Below are 14,234 nucleotides of genomic sequence, written 5' to 3' on the forward strand. Positions count from 1 at the left end.
CCGTTGATCCGATCCGTGATCGAATCGATTACGCTCGATGTTCAGTTTTCAAGGAACAAGTTCGTTGCTTATTTCTTACCTCGTTCATCGCTGCCGTTCAGCGGCGACTTGAATAATATATCACAGCCCGCGTGCACAATGCAACCTTTTCACACAGAAAAATACGAGGAAAAATCATACAGCTAGCGTTGCTATTCATGCCGTCTATTCATCTATTCATATAGATAGAAACGCCCGCCCGGTCCCTTTCAGACCGAACAGGCGTCTGCGCTTCTTAATCCTGATCGCGCATATGCGGGAAGAGCAGCACGTCGCGAATCGACGGCGCGTCGGTCAGCAGCATAATCAAGCGATCGATGCCGATGCCAAGACCTCCGGTCGGCGGCAGGCCGTATTCCAGCGCGCGGATGAAGTCTTCATCCAGATCCTGCGCTTCATCGTTGCCCGCAGCCTTCTCGACCATCTGAGCGGCGAAGCGCTCACGCTGGTCGATCGGGTCATTAAGCTCGGAGAATGCATTCGCGTGCTCGCGTGCCACGATGAACAGCTCGAAGCGGTCCGTAAACCGCGGATCCTGCTCGTTCTTCTTGGCCAGCGGAGAGATGTCTACCGGATGGCCGGTGACGAACGTCGGCTGAATAAGCGTGTGCTCGACGAATGTCTCGAAGAACGCGTTGACGATATGGCCGAACGTCATGTGCGGCTCGACCGGCACCTTGTGCTCCTTCGCCAGACGCTGCGCTTCTTCATCGCTCATCTGTGCGGTGAAGTCGATGCCTACTGCCTTCTGAATAAGCGAAGTCATCGATTCGCGGCGCCACGGGACGCCTAGATCGACTTCCTGGCCTTGGTACTCAATCTTCGTCGTGCCCAGCACTTCCTTGGCGATATGGACGATCAAGTCCTCCGTCAGGCGCATGATATCCTTGTAATCAGCGTATGCCTCATAGAGCTCCAGCAGCGTGAACTCCGGGTTGTGGCGAGTGGAGATACCCTCGTTCCGATAGACGCGTCCGATCTCGTAGACCTTCTCAAGACCGCCTACGATGAGCCGCTTCAGGTGCAGCTCGATCGCGATCCGCATGTAGAGCTGCATGTCCAGCGCATTGTGGTGCGTGATGAACGGCTTGGCCGCCGCTCCGCCGGCGATCGCATGCAGTGTCGGCGTCTCCACTTCCAGATAGCCCCTGCCGTCCAGATAACGGCGCATCGATTGAATGATGCGCGAGCGCGTGATGAACGTCTTCCGAACGTCCGGGTTAACGATCAAGTCGACGTAGCGCTGGCGGTATCGCGTCTCCACGTCCTTGAGGCCGTGGAACTTGTCCGGCAGCGGCAAGAGCGACTTCGTCAGCACTTCAAGCTCGCTCACCTTAATGGAAGTCTCGCCGGTCTTCGTCTTGAAGACCGTGCCGCGAACCCCGATCATGTCGCCGATGTCGAGCAGGTTGAACGCCTTGTACTGCGTCTCCGGCACCGAGTCCGCGCGGACGTAAATTTGAATTTTCCCCGTCAAATCTTGAATGTGAGCGAACGAAGCCTTGCCCATCACCCGCTTCTGCATGATGCGTCCGGCGATCGTGACAGACACGTTCAGCTCGTCCAGCTCTTCGGTGGTCTTGCCGTCATATTCGGCGAGAATCGGGCCCGCCTCGTGCGTGCGTTCGAACCGGTCGCCGAACGGGTCGATCCCCAGCTCGCGCAGCTCGTCCAGCTTGTTGCGGCGAATCCGCAGAAGCTCGCTTAGCTGTTCTTCATTCTCTTCCGGCTGCATTTGTTCAGTCATGATTATTTCCCTCCAACCCTATTCCAGGTCTAACCAAAACCCCGTCTGATCGCGCAAAAAAGCTTCCGGAGGAAGCTTTCAGGAAAAAGGCGGCCAGACCGGCCGTTCGTGACGCCCTGCTGACCGCCATCCATTGTCGTGCGCTTTACTTCGTTTTGATGTCGACGATCTTGTATTGAATGATGCCCGCTGGTACGTTGACTTCAACAACTTCGCCCTTCTTCTTGCCGATAATCGTACGGCCAACCGGGCTCTCATTGGATATCTTGTTCTTCAGCGGATCGGACTCCGCCGTGCCGACGATGGTATATTCCACTTCGTCGCCAAATTCCAAGTCTTCCACGACCACGGTCGAACCGATGCTGACTGTATCCAGATCGATCTCGTCATTGTTGATAATCCGGGCGTTGCGGAGCATCTTCTCGAGCGTAATGATTCTTCCTTCAATGAAGGCCTGCTCATTCTTCGCGTCTTCGTATTCCGAGTTCTCGCTGATGTCGCCGTAACCGATAGCGATCTTGATCCGTTCCGCTACCTCGCGGCGCTTGACCGATTTGAGGTTCTCCAGCTCTTCTTCGAGCCTTTTCAACCCGTCCGGGGTTAGAAGGACTTCTTTGTCGCTCATCTCACCGATCTCCTGTCGAGGGTATGATTTCCATGCAGATGCCTGATACGCTGCATCGACCATGTCAGCGGCGGAACCGCTTCCTAGCGGTTGTCGCCGTTGCTAATCAATATATGGCGACGCACCTCTGCCGCATGACATTCGCATGTTCGGACAACCGATAATAGAGCCGGTCGCGAATATTGTAAACGATTATATTTCAACCCCATGGAAATGTCAATTAGCGGAAAAGCCTGTTTTCCGCAGCCAATTCACGGTCTTATCGCGGCCGGTCCATGGTCATCCCATGATTATTCCGCGGCTACTACAAGCCCGCAGCGCGTTCAATGAACGAGCTGGCTGCCTTCCGCAGAAGCGTCCTGCGCCATCGCCGCAAGAGACTCGACGTACTCCTGCAGCCGCTTCTCGACGGCGACGCGGGTCGTCATCTCCATGATCTCGTTCTTGACGCGAGCGGCATCCGGCAGCCCCTTCAGGTACCAAGCCAGATGCTTGCGCATCTCGCGCACAGCCTGGCCTTCGCCCTTCAGGTTAATCAGCCGGTCCAGGTGCAGCATAGCGATGCGGATCTTCTCCGAAGGCTCCGGATCCGGCAGAATCTCGCCCCGCGTCAAGTAGTGAACGGTCCGGTAGAGCATCCACGGGTTGCCGAGCGCGCCGCGCCCGATCATGACGCCGTCTACGCCGGTATGCTCCAGCATCCGCTTCGCGTCCTCCGGCGAGAACACGTCTCCATTGCCGATGAGGGGAATGGAGAGAGCCTGCTTAACGTCCCTTAGAATATCCCAATTCGCGTGGCCCGTATACAGCTGCTCCCGCGTGCGTCCATGCATGCTGACAGCCGCGCCCCCTGCGCGTTCGACCGCTAGGGCATTCTCGATCGCATAGATGTGCTCGTCGTCCCAGCCGATCCGCATCTTGACGGTGACCGGCTTCTTCGCGGCGTCTACCGCATAGGAGACCATCTCATAGATCTTGTTCGGGTCGAGCAGCCATCTGGCGCCTGCGTCGCACTTCGTTACTTTCGGAACCGGGCAGCCCATGTTGATGTCGATAATGTCGGCGTTCGTGTTCTGGTCGACGAACTTCACCGCTTCAACGAGAGACTCCTTGTCCCCTCCGAAAATCTGCAGGCTCAGCGGCTTCTCCCGCTCGTCCACGAACAGCATCTCCAGCGTGCGCGTGTTGCCGTGCAGAATCGCCTTGTCGCTGACCATCTCGGCGCAGACGAGGCCGCAGCCGAATTCCTTCGCGATCAATCGGAACGCCGGGTTGCACACGCCCGCCATCGGCGCGAGCACGACGTTGTTATCCATTTGAACGTTGCCGATCTTCAGCATTCTTGTTCCAGCTCCTTCCCTGTTGCGGCTGCCTTCCGCGAAGGCGCCCATTCTCGTATGCCTTCCCGCCTCATGGCCGCTTCCGTCGTCATCGATTCCCAAGGGAACGCCGCGTCCTTCGCCCATACGTCCCTTAGCGGCACCAACACGAACGCCCGCTCTCCCATTCGGGGATGCGGGAGCTCAAGCTCTTCCGTCTCCAGCTTCGCGCCTTCGTAGAGGAGCAGGTCCAGATCGATGACGCGCGGCCCCCAGCGAATGTCGCGAACCCGTCCCATCTCCTGCTCGATGCCCAGCATCTCGCGAAGCAGCTGTACAGGCTCAAGAGTCGTTCCAAGAGCGACGGCCATATTCAGAAAAGCGGGCTGCTCCGTATATCCGACCGGATCGGTCTCATAGATCCGCGAGATGCGCCTCACTTCGACACCCTGCGTATCGTTCAGGCGTCTGACGGCTTCGCGAAGCGATGCTTCCCGGTCGCCCAGATTGGCGCCAAGCGCCGCGTATGCTTCCCACACTTCGCATTCAATCCTCTGCGGGAACGACGTTGCCATCGTTGTCCCGGGTTCTCCGAAGCTCTACCGTCACCCCGTCGAACGTGATGTCGAACGGCGGATTCGGCTTCGTAACCGATACGGTCGCTTCGATGATACTAGTATACGTACCGAGCACCGCGCTTGCAATGTTTCCGGCGAGCGCTTCGATCAGCTTCACCGGCGGTCCTTGCACAATCTCCTTCACCAGCGCGTGAATCTCCGCATAGTTGACCGTGTCGTTCACATTGTCGCTTCGAGCGGCGCGGCCCAGGTCCAGACGGAGATCAAGATCGACGATAAACTTCTGGCCGAGCTTGTTCTCCTCCGGATACACCCCATGATAGCCGTAGAAAACCATCTGCCGCATCACCATTCGGTCCATCCGTCTCACCCTCCCCCGTTCGCCTGCCGATAGGCAATGTCATCCGTCATGACCGCTGCCCGCTTGTTCGGCTTCACATCATGCACTCGTACGATTTGACAGCCTTGCATAATGCCGATTGCCGTCGTCGCAAGCGTCCCTTCGACAACTTCATCCGCAGGCAGTCCCAGCGTATGGCGGATGAACGTCTTGCGCGACGTCGCGAGCAGCACCGGATAGCCGAGCGCGGCCAGCTCGTCCAGCCGGCCCATTAGCTCAAGATTCTCGCCATAGTCCTTAGCGAAGCCGATGCCCGGATCGAGCCAGATGTTCTCGTCCGCCACGCCAGCGGCGTGCGCCCGGTCAATGCTCTGTCGCAGATCCGCCAGCACGTCCGGCACGAAGTCGGCGTAATCCCGCGCGGCGCGGTTATGCATCAAGATGACGGGGCAGCCGTATTCGGCGGCAACGGCCGCCATGCCCGGATCCCGGCGGAAGCCCCAGATGTCGTTCAGGATGTGCGCGCCCGCTTCCATCGCGGCTCTCGCCGTCTCCGGCTTGTAGGTATCGACGCTGATCGGCAGCTTCACTGCCGCGCGAACTGCTTGGATGACGGGCACGATACGCTTGATCTCTTCCTCGGCGGACACCGGATCGTGTCCCGGCCGCGTCGATTCGCCGCCGATGTCGATCAAGTCCGCCCCTTCGGCGGCCATCTGCTTCGCCCGTTCGACAGCGGATTCGACCGCGAGATACCGCCCGCCGTCCGAGAACGAATCCGGCGTGACGTTCAGAATGCCCATGATGAGCGTCCGCGCGCCCAGCTCCAGCTCAAGTCCGTCGTCGAACGTATAGCTGCGTTTATGAAAGGTAGGTCTCATCGTCGCTTCCCCTCTCCGCCGCCGCCCGATAATCCGTCATCAGGCTGCGGGTCATCTCTCCCGGCTCCGTCCAGGAGGAGAGCATGTTGCCGTTCGAATCCTCCAGCGCAGCCGCCGGGACCATCTCTTGAATTGAATTGGTGGTGAAGATCTCATCCGCCTCAGCCAGAACCTCCGGCTCATACAGCCCCTCGATTGCCGGAACGCCTCTTCTCGCCGCCAGTTCCCGAACGAACGCTGCCGTGATGCCGGGCAGCGGACCTGCTTCCAGCGACGGCGTATACAGCGTGCCGTCCTTCGCCCAGAACACGTTGCTGACCAAGCCTTCCACGACGTGCCCGGCAGCGTTCAAGAACAGCCCTTCCGTTCCCGGCGCGGCCCCGCCGGCGATCAGCTCCCGCTTCGCAAGGATATTGTTCATATAATGGAAGGATTTTAACCGGACATCGCCCTCCGGGCTGCTCCGGCGCAGGCGCAGCAAGCGCAAGGTCTTGGACGCGCGTGTCTGCGGCGCGTCCGGGGCGAGCGGCTTCGCGTAGACAATCTCGCGAGGCCGCTCGTAATCGCCGGCGGGAAGTCCGACCGCGCCGGCGCCGGCCGACACCGACCAGCGGATATACGCGTCGGGGAGGCCGCTTGCTGCGAGCAGCATGGCGATCGATTCGGCCATGCGGCTGATGTCCGGGGCGTAGGCGATGCCAAGCGCCCGGCAGCCTTCCGCGAGCCGGCGGGCGTGGCGCTCGAGCAGCCAGGGCTTGCCGCCGTAGGTGCGCAGCGTCTCGAACAGGCCGATGCCATACAGAAAGCCGTGATCATAGACGGAGATCACGGCTTCCTCGCTGTTCGTTAATTGTCCGTCGATCAGCAGCGCCGGCTTCATCCGCGAACGCCCGACTCATATGCCAAGAAGTTACGCAGCATGTCGAGGCCGTGTCCGGTCATGATCGATTCGGGGTGGAATTGCACGCCTTCGACGACATATTCCTTGTGCCGCAGGCCCATGATCTGCCCGTCCGCCGTCTCGGCGCTGATCTCGAGGCAGTCGGGCAGCGTGTCTCTCTTCACGACGAGGGAGTGATAGCGCGTCGCCGTGAAGGGCGACGGAATGCCCGCGAAGACGGTCTTGCCGTCATGCGTAATCTCGCTCGTCTTGCCATGCATCAGTTCATCCGCGCGGACGACGTCGCCGCCGAACGCCTGTCCGATCGACTGGTGGCCGAGGCAGACGCCCAAGATCGGAATCTCGCCCTTGAAGCGCTCGATGAGGCCGAGGCTGACGCCCGCTTCATTCGGCGTGCAGGGTCCCGGCGAGATGAGGATATGGTCCGGCTTCAAAGCCGCGATGCCGTCCAGATCAATCTCGTCGTTGCGATAGACGCGGATCTCTTGTCCGAGCTCGCCCAGGTATTGCACCAGGTTATAAGTGAAAGAATCGTAATTGTCGATTACCAGTATCATGCCGGTTCCCTCCCCGACGGTCAGCTGGCGAGCTCTGCATCAAGCTTCGCCGCACTGCCGTTCTCCGTACTGTACCGTAAGCCAGAGCGCCTTGGCCTTGTTCATGCATTCGTGAAATTCGCGCTGCGGGTCGGAATCGATGACGATGCCCGCTCCCGCTTGAATATGGCAGATCCCGTCCTTCACCGCCATCGTGCGGATAATAATATTAAATTCCATATTGCCCGCGTAGTCAATCCATCCGAGCGAGCCGGTGTACGGCCCCCGCCTCACCGGCTCCAGCTCCTCGATAATCTCCATCGTGCGGATCTTCGGCGCTCCCGTGATCGTCCCTCCGGGAAAAACAGCCCCCAGCACGTCGAAGGCATCCTTGCCGTGCGCCAGTCTCCCCTCCACTTGGGAGACTAAATGCATGACATGGGAGTAGCGCTCTACCGTCAGCAGCTCCGGCACCTTCACCGATCCGTAGGCGGCTACCCGCCCCAGATCGTTGCGCTCGAGATCGACGAGCATGATATGCTCGGCCCGCTCCTTCTCGCTGGCGAGCAGCTCGGATTCCATCGCCGCGTCCTCTTCCGGCGTGCGTCCGCGCCTTCGGGTGCCCGCGATTGGACGCGTGCTCATGCGGCCGCCGTCCAGCTTCACGAGCAGCTCCGGCGAAGCCGAGACGAACTGGAAGTCCGGGAAGCGGAGGAAGCTCATGTACGGCGAGGGGTTGACGCGGCGCAGCCACTCATACAGCTCCTCTGGGCTGGATTGGATGGTCCGGCTCATGCGGAGGGAGAGGTTCGCTTGGAACACGTCGCCTTGCGCGATGTATTGCTGAATGCGCCGGACCGCCCGCTCGAAGTCTTCTTTGGCCGTCGCGGTGCGGATGCCTTCGGACGACTCGGCATCGTCGGCGAGCTTGCCCTTCGCCACCGCCTGCTCCATCCGGTTAACAGCTGCACGGGCAGCTTCGCTGGAGGCGGCTTGCGCAATATTGTCCCACGTTCGCTTCATCGTCTCGGCGCGGGCGGCGGCAGCCTCGTACGCCTGGAGAGCGCCCGCCCGCGAGACTGGGATGGGCGCGTGAAGGCAGCAGTAGAGCGTCTGCTGTACGTGATCGACGACCCACAGCTCGTCCATCAGCAGGAAGGCGTAATCGGGCAGGCCTAGATCGTCCTTGGCCAGCTCCGGCAGCCGCTCCAGTGAGCGCGCGACATCGTAGCCCCAGAAGCCGACGCAGCCGCCGGCGAACGGCGGCGCTTCAGGCGCGAGCGGTGCTTGGTGGCGGCGCAGCCAGCCGCGCACCGCGTCCAGGGGCGCAGCTTCCAGCGTCTCCGTCGCAGGCGTGCTGCGTGGCTGAGCTGCGTCCGCGAAGGCCGCCGCGGGGCCGGCGGTCGCATCGGCTGGCGGTAGGCGCGACTCTGCGCATCCACCGACAGATGTGCTGGAGGCCCCCGCTTCGGCCAGGCCGCCTAATGTTGTCAGCTGCGCCCGCTTCCCCTTCCCGCGGATGACCGCCTCCGGCCGCAGGCCGAGAATGGTGTATCGCCCGCCCTTGCCGCTCTCCAGCACGAAGGCGTGGGCAGAGGCTCGTTCCCATGCTCCGCTCCACAGCGGAAGGCGGTCTTCGCCGGGCTGCAGCTGATACCTTCTCACATAGGGCAGCTTAGTGTACGGCTGGCCGTCTCCCATCCACTTCTCCCACTGCTCTCGACTCGTCAACGTCTCTTCCAAGCTGCGGCCCCCCGCTCTTGCGTTCAGAGCATTTTCTACCATTATATCGGATGTTCTCTTCTGCACCAATGGCGTATATCTGCGCTGTCCAAATAGCAATAATACCCATGACTGAGCAAGAGGATGGAGGAGACATGTTATGACGCTGCCTACCTACCCGGAATCCTATTGGCTGGCAACGGCCTCGATGCCGGGGTTCGGCAAGCTGGACCGCGATCTGGAGACGGACATTGTCATCGTCGGCGGTGGCATTACGGGCATCACAACCGCTTATCTGCTGGCTAAGGAGGGCCGCCGCGTCGTTCTCGTCACGGCGGGGAAGCTGCTGAACGGAACGACCGGCTACACGACCGCCAAGCTGACCGCGCAGCATGATCTGATCTACGATGAGTACATCGGGCATTTCGGCGAGGAGAAGGCGAAGCGGTATTACGACGCGAATATGGACGGGCTTCAGTTCATTCGGAAGCTCGCGGAGGAGGAAGGGATCGACTGCGATCTCGTGAAGGAAGACGCCTTCATCTACACGAACGACGATTGGAAGGTTCAAACGATCGAGCGAGAGTACCAGGCGTACGAACGTCTGGGCATTCCCGGTTCCCTGGAGAAGAGCATTCCGCTCCCCGTTCCGTCGCTGCGGGCGGTCGTCATGAAAGGGCAGGCGCGGTTCCATCCGGTGCCTTACTTGAAGCATCTGGCGGAGAGCTTCGTACGGATGGGCGGGGTCGTCTACGAGGATACGACGGTGGATAAGGTCGAAGAGCTAGGAGATGGCTCCGTGCAAGTCACTGCCGAGGAAGGGCGAACGATCGCTTGCCGGGATGCGGTGTCCTGCTCGCATTTTCCGATACCGGACAGCGCCTTCTACTTCGCGCGGCTGCATGCCGAGAGCTCTTACGCTATTGCGGCGCGAGCGCCGGGAGAGGGAGAGCTGCCTCGCGGCATGTATCTAAGCGCAGATAAGCCGAACCGCTCGGTGCGGGCGATCACCTACGGCGGGGAGAAGCTGCTGCTGATCGGCGGCGAATCGCACAAGGTCGGGCAGAAGGAGCCCGGCTTCAAGCATTACGAAGCGCTGGAGGAGTTCGCGCGTACGGCGTTCGGCGCGACCGACATCGTCTACCGGTGGTCGGCGCAGGATTTCGAGACGACGGACAAGCTGCCGTACGTCGGGCGGGTCGCGAAGGATAAGCTGCATATCTACACGGCGACAGGGTTCCGCAAGTGGGGCATGACGACGTCGGTCGTTGCCGCGCGCATCCTGACGGACAACATCCTGAGCCGGAACAATCCGTATGCGGATCTGTACGATCCTTCCCGCTTCCATGCGGATCCGGATCTGGCGACGCTGGCGAAGGAGAATGTCAATGTCGCCGGGAAGTTGATCGGCGGCAAGCTGGAATGGCTGCGGCGCAAGCCGGAGGATCTCGGGCCGGACGAAGGCGGCTCGGTGCGGGTGCGCGGCCGGAGGGCCGGTGCTTATCGCGCGCCGGATGGCGAGCTGTTCGTGGTAGACACGACGTGCCGGCATATGGGCTGCGAGGTGGAGTGGAACGACGGCGACCGGACGTGGGACTGCCCATGCCACGGCTCGCGGTATACGTACCGCGGCGAGGTGATCGAGGGGCCGGCGAAGAAAGATCTGGAGCGGCTGCGTTAGGGGCGGAGGTAGCGACGGAGTGACGGAGGTCGAGGTGAAGACGGGGCCAAGGGTTGAGGCTGAGATTGAGCAAAAGAGGTCATTCGAGCAGGGACGACGGTGGAGGATGGATTGTGGTGGTGACGGAGTGACAGAGGTCGAGGCAGAGGCAGCTGTGGAGATGGAGGCATAAGCGGAGTAAGGACAGCAGCAGCCGGAGACTGCGGCAAGAAGGCGCAATGTCGATCGGTTGTGTATGAATAATAGAATACATTTTGAGCGAATGAGCCAATATGCGCGATTATGTATGAAATTTCGTACACAATGGGCCCGAAAGTGGTTGTCGCGATCAAATATGTATTAAATTTCATACATGTTGGGCCTCTGAATGCTTGATGTGAACGAATATGTATGAAAAATAGAACATAGTCCCAGTTTTGCAAGATTCGTGTCACATGTCGTCGAAATTGCACAAACAATCGGGGCGGGCCAGCAGCAGACGAGACCGGGCGAGCGGGGTAGGTTAGTGAAGTAGGCGATGGGATAAGCTCATGGTATGAGCGAAGTGTCCGGAGTAACCATTGCAGGTAGAGTAACCCCAGCAAGCTCAAAAGGAGCCGTCCGGCAGGACGACTCCTTTTCTACATGACACGTACGTTTAGTTGTCGAAGTTGAACAGCGGCGTGCTCAGGTAACGTTCGCCGTTGGACGGAACAATCGCGACGACGCGCTTGCCTGCGCCGAGCTCCTTCGCGACTTGCAGCGCTGCGAAGATAGCCGCGCCGGAGGAGATGCCGACGAGCAGGCCTTCCTTCTTGGCGACGGTACGAGCAGTCTCGAACGCATCGTCGTTCTCGACCGGAAGGACTTGATCGTAAACCTCGCGGTTCAAAATATCCGGAATGAAGTTCGCTCCGATGCCTTGGATCTTGTGCGGACCCGGCTTGCCGCCCGACAGAATCGGGGAAGCAGAAGGCTCAACCGCTACGATCTTAATATTCGGGAAGCTCTTCTTCAGCACTTCGCCTGCGCCGGAGATCGTGCCGCCCGTTCCTATGCCTGCTACGAAGGCATCCAGCTTGCCGTCCAAGGAGTTGATCGCTTCTACAATCTCAGGGCCGGTTGTCTCGCGGTGAATCTTCACGTTCGCCGGATTCTTGAATTGCTGCGGAAGGAAGTAGCCCGGGTTCTCGGCGACGAGCTCCTCTGCCTTCTTGACCGCTCCGTTCATGCCTTCCGATCCCGGGGTAAGCACCAGCTCCGCTCCGTAGGCCTTCAGCAGATTGCGGCGCTCCAAGCTCATCGTCTCCGGCATGACGAGGATGGCGCGATAACCCTTCGCCGCGGCAACCATCGCCAGACCGATACCTGTATTGCCGCTGGTCGGTTCAACGATCGTGTCGCCCGGCTTCAGCTTGCCTTCTTGTTCGGCTGCTTCTATCATGCTGATCGCAATTCGATCCTTAACGCTGGAACCTGGATTCTGATATTCAAGCTTAACGTAGATCTCCGCACTGCCTTCCGGCACGATTCGGTTCAGACGGACAAGCGGCGTATCCCCAATCAGATCGGTGACGTTCTGTACGATTCTTGGCATGACAGAATTCCCTCCCATTAGTAGAGCGGCCATCGCCGCCCGCAACGTTAATCCGACTAAATAGGTCGGCATTTATTTGTTTTCATCTTATCAACGATAGAGGTTATTGTCAATAGCTTACATTCCAGCTATCTTACGCGGTGTTGACGCCTGCCAAGGGCGGCGATTAGCGTACGATATTGCTGCACAAGCGCTGCAGGCGCAGCCTGAAGCATTGCTAGTCGGATTACTGCACGAATTGCAGCTCTTACACAGCTACTCTTACCCAGCGGTTCCTACGCAACTGCTCTTATGCAACTGCTCTTACCCAGCTGCTCTTACACAGCTACTCTTACCCAGTTGCTCTTACACAGCGGTCCAATCGCAGCTGCACATGCCGCTCCGGCGTTAATGCTGAAGCGCTTCGTCCATCACCTTCGCGCCATATTTATCGAGCAGCAGCTGCTCCAAATCCGCCATCGGCGCAGCCCGATCCAGCGCAAGCTGTCGACGGGCTTCCCGTCTCGCCGCTTCCTCGCTCATGCCGGCGGTCACGTTGCGCCCTGCCAGCTTCACGACCTCATAACCGCTCGCGGTCTGAACCGGACCGGTGACCTGCCCCACCTCAAGGCTGACTGCAGCATCAAGCAGAGCAGAATCCGTGAGCGGATCGTCGGCATCGATCCACCCCATATCTCCGCCCGATTCGGCAGTGAATTCGTCAGTCGACAAGCTCTCGGCTAGCACTGCGAAATCCGCCCCATTCTCCAACAGCTGCAGAACCTCGTTAGCATCCGACTCCGATCGCACCACGATGTGCGCCAGCTGCAGCTCAATCCGGGGGCCGAACACCTCCGGATGCTCTTCTATGTACCGGTCGATGTCCCCATCCGGCACCTCGACTTGCGCAATGGCCAACTGCTCCAGCTGCAGACGGTACTTCGTATCCTCCCGCACTTCTTCCTTGTCCATGCCCAGCTGTTCGCGGGCCTGCTCGTAGAATTGATCCTCGCTGTCGTAGCCTTCAATCCTTCTGCGCAGCTCCTGATCCACTTCTTCGTCCGTGATCTCGATCCCCTTTGCTTCCGCTTCTAGTTCAACGGCAATGCGCAGCATCTGCACCCTCAGCGTCTGCGCGCCGTAGTTCTTAAGCAATTGATCGACGAGCGCTTGCTTCGTTATCGACTGGCCTCCAACGGTCGCTACCGTCTGGCTGTCGCCGGAAGTGTCGCCGGATACGCCAGAAGCGCCGGATGGGGCCGGGCTTGTCGCCGCATTACCTGGATCCGGGCTTGCCTTATCCGCCGTTCCCGTATCGCAGCCCGTCTCGCCGATCAGCATCCACATGAGAGCGAGCAGAACGATCGGCCTATATCGCCGCTTCGTCCGCTTCATCTCGATCCTCATCCCCTTGTCATTCGGCAGCTGATTGCTCGAGCAGACGCTCTAGGTCCGCCCGATCGAACTGGTACTTCTCGTTGCAGAAGTGGCAATGCACCTCTGCGGATTCATCTTCTTCGATCAGTTGGCGCAGCTCGGAAGCGCCAAGGCTGATAAGCGTACGCTCAACCCGTTCCTTCGAGCAATTGCATTCGAACCTCGGTTCGATCGTCTCGTGAATGACCAGATCGTCGCCCACGAGGAACTTCAGAATGCCCTCCGGCGTCTCTCCCTGATCCAGGAGCGCGGTCACATGTGGCATAGCGCCGACGGCGTTCTCCAGCCGAACGAGCTGCGCTTCTTCGATGCCCGGCATCACCTGCACGATGAAGCCGCCGGCATGAATGACCGAGTTGTCCGTGTTGACCAGCACGCCCAGACCGACAGCCGATGGCGTCTGCTCCGACAAGGCGAAGTAATATGTGAAGTCCTCTCCAAGCTCGCCCGAGATGAGCGGAACGCTGCCCCGATAAGGGTCCTTCAAGCCCAAATCCTTCGTCACATTCAAATATCCCGTGCGTCCGACAGCCCCGGCGACATCCAGCTTGCCTTGCGCGTTGCTGGGCAGGTGCACGTGCGGCTCTTCGACGTATCCGCGTACCTCCGCCTTCGCATTCGCGTCGACGACGATCTGGCCGAGCGGTCCGTCCGCTTTGACCTGAACCGTCAGCTTCTCGTCTCCCTTGAGCATGAACCCCATCATGGCCGCCGCAGTAGCGGTTCGTCCCAGCGCGGCTGTCGCCGTCGGGAACGTGTCATGCCTGCGCTGCAGCTCGGCGACGAGCTCTGTCGTGCGCGCCGCGAACACCCGGATCGCGCCGTTCCATGCGGTTCCCCGCACCAATTGATCCTTCATATATCTGCAAGCTC

14 protein-coding genes are annotated in these 14,234 nt (G+C 59.9%); 2 read left to right on the forward strand and 12 right to left on the reverse strand.

Annotated elements, in window-relative coordinates:
- Window positions 1-274: 274 nt before the first annotated feature.
- The 9 genes from lysS to pabB all read right to left on the reverse strand — a co-directional run bounded on the left by lysS (window position 275) and on the right by pabB (window position 8,667).
- The gene (gene lysS / locus H4Q31_RS20570; RefSeq protein WP_185180940.1) at window positions 275-1,786 is read right to left on the reverse strand and encodes a lysine--tRNA ligase; all 1,512 of its coding nucleotides are present in this window, start codon (window positions 1,784-1,786) and stop codon (window positions 275-277) included.
- Window positions 1,787-1,931: 145 nt separating this feature from the next.
- Complete coding sequence (greA, locus tag H4Q31_RS20575) at window positions 1,932-2,411, reverse strand: transcription elongation factor GreA (protein ID WP_185180941.1); 480 nt, start codon at window positions 2,409-2,411, stop codon at window positions 1,932-1,934.
- 323 nt (window positions 2,412-2,734) lie between these two features.
- Complete coding sequence (dusB, locus tag H4Q31_RS20580) at window positions 2,735-3,751, reverse strand: tRNA dihydrouridine synthase DusB (RefSeq protein WP_185180942.1); 1,017 nt, start codon at window positions 3,749-3,751, stop codon at window positions 2,735-2,737.
- Window positions 3,745-4,305: a 2-amino-4-hydroxy-6-hydroxymethyldihydropteridine diphosphokinase gene (folK, locus tag H4Q31_RS20585; protein WP_185180943.1), complete on the reverse strand. Its 561-nt coding sequence runs from the start codon at window positions 4,303-4,305 to the stop codon at window positions 3,745-3,747. The genes dusB and folK overlap by 7 nt, the downstream gene beginning before the upstream one ends.
- A complete protein-coding gene (folB, locus tag H4Q31_RS20590) occupies window positions 4,277-4,669 on the reverse strand; it encodes a dihydroneopterin aldolase (RefSeq protein WP_185180944.1) in 393 nt (130 codons plus the stop codon). The genes folK and folB overlap by 29 nt, the downstream gene beginning before the upstream one ends.
- A gap of 5 nt (window positions 4,670-4,674) precedes the next feature.
- Window positions 4,675-5,529, reverse strand: coding sequence for a dihydropteroate synthase (gene folP, locus H4Q31_RS20595; RefSeq protein ID WP_185180945.1), 855 nt, complete (start codon window positions 5,527-5,529; stop codon window positions 4,675-4,677).
- A complete protein-coding gene (locus tag H4Q31_RS20600) occupies window positions 5,510-6,409 on the reverse strand; it encodes an aminotransferase class IV (protein ID WP_185180946.1) in 900 nt (299 codons plus the stop codon). The genes folP and H4Q31_RS20600 overlap by 20 nt, the downstream gene beginning before the upstream one ends.
- Window positions 6,406-6,987, reverse strand: a complete 582-nt coding sequence (pabA, locus tag H4Q31_RS20605; RefSeq protein WP_185180947.1) for an aminodeoxychorismate/anthranilate synthase component II — start codon at window positions 6,985-6,987, stop codon at window positions 6,406-6,408. The genes H4Q31_RS20600 and pabA overlap by 4 nt, the downstream gene beginning before the upstream one ends.
- Before the next feature lie 39 nt (window positions 6,988-7,026).
- Window positions 7,027-8,667, reverse strand: coding sequence for an aminodeoxychorismate synthase component I (pabB, locus tag H4Q31_RS20610; RefSeq protein WP_245347425.1), 1,641 nt, complete (start codon window positions 8,665-8,667; stop codon window positions 7,027-7,029).
- Window positions 8,668-8,848: 181 nt separating this feature from the next.
- On the opposite strand from pabB, the gene H4Q31_RS20615 reads away from it, so the two are divergent.
- Window positions 8,849-10,369: an FAD-dependent oxidoreductase gene (locus H4Q31_RS20615; RefSeq protein ID WP_185180949.1), complete on the forward strand. Its 1,521-nt coding sequence runs from the start codon at window positions 8,849-8,851 to the stop codon at window positions 10,367-10,369.
- Between the two features lie 19 nt (window positions 10,370-10,388).
- Complete coding sequence (locus H4Q31_RS20620) at window positions 10,389-10,541, forward strand: hypothetical protein (protein WP_185180950.1); 153 nt, start codon at window positions 10,389-10,391, stop codon at window positions 10,539-10,541.
- A 465-nt stretch (window positions 10,542-11,006) separates the two neighbouring features.
- Here the strand turns inward: H4Q31_RS20620 and cysK are convergent, their stop codons facing one another.
- The 3 genes from cysK to hslO form a co-directional block, all read right to left on the reverse strand.
- A complete protein-coding gene (gene cysK / locus H4Q31_RS20625; RefSeq protein WP_185180951.1) occupies window positions 11,007-11,945 on the reverse strand; it encodes a cysteine synthase A in 939 nt (312 codons plus the stop codon).
- A 387-nt stretch (window positions 11,946-12,332) separates the two neighbouring features.
- Window positions 12,333-13,319: a peptidylprolyl isomerase gene (locus H4Q31_RS20630; RefSeq protein WP_185180952.1), complete on the reverse strand. Its 987-nt coding sequence runs from the start codon at window positions 13,317-13,319 to the stop codon at window positions 12,333-12,335.
- A gap of 19 nt (window positions 13,320-13,338) precedes the next feature.
- Window positions 13,339-14,220 carry an Hsp33 family molecular chaperone HslO gene (hslO, locus tag H4Q31_RS20635; protein ID WP_185180953.1) on the reverse strand — a complete coding sequence of 294 codons (882 nt, stop codon included), beginning with the start codon at window positions 14,218-14,220 and terminating at the stop codon, window positions 13,339-13,341.
- Window positions 14,221-14,234 lie beyond the last annotated feature (14 nt).

Origin of the sequence: Cohnella lubricantis (assembly GCF_014212015.1) — a bacterium.
GTDB classification, from domain to species: Bacteria; Bacillota; Bacilli; order Paenibacillales; family Paenibacillaceae; genus Cohnella; species Cohnella lubricantis.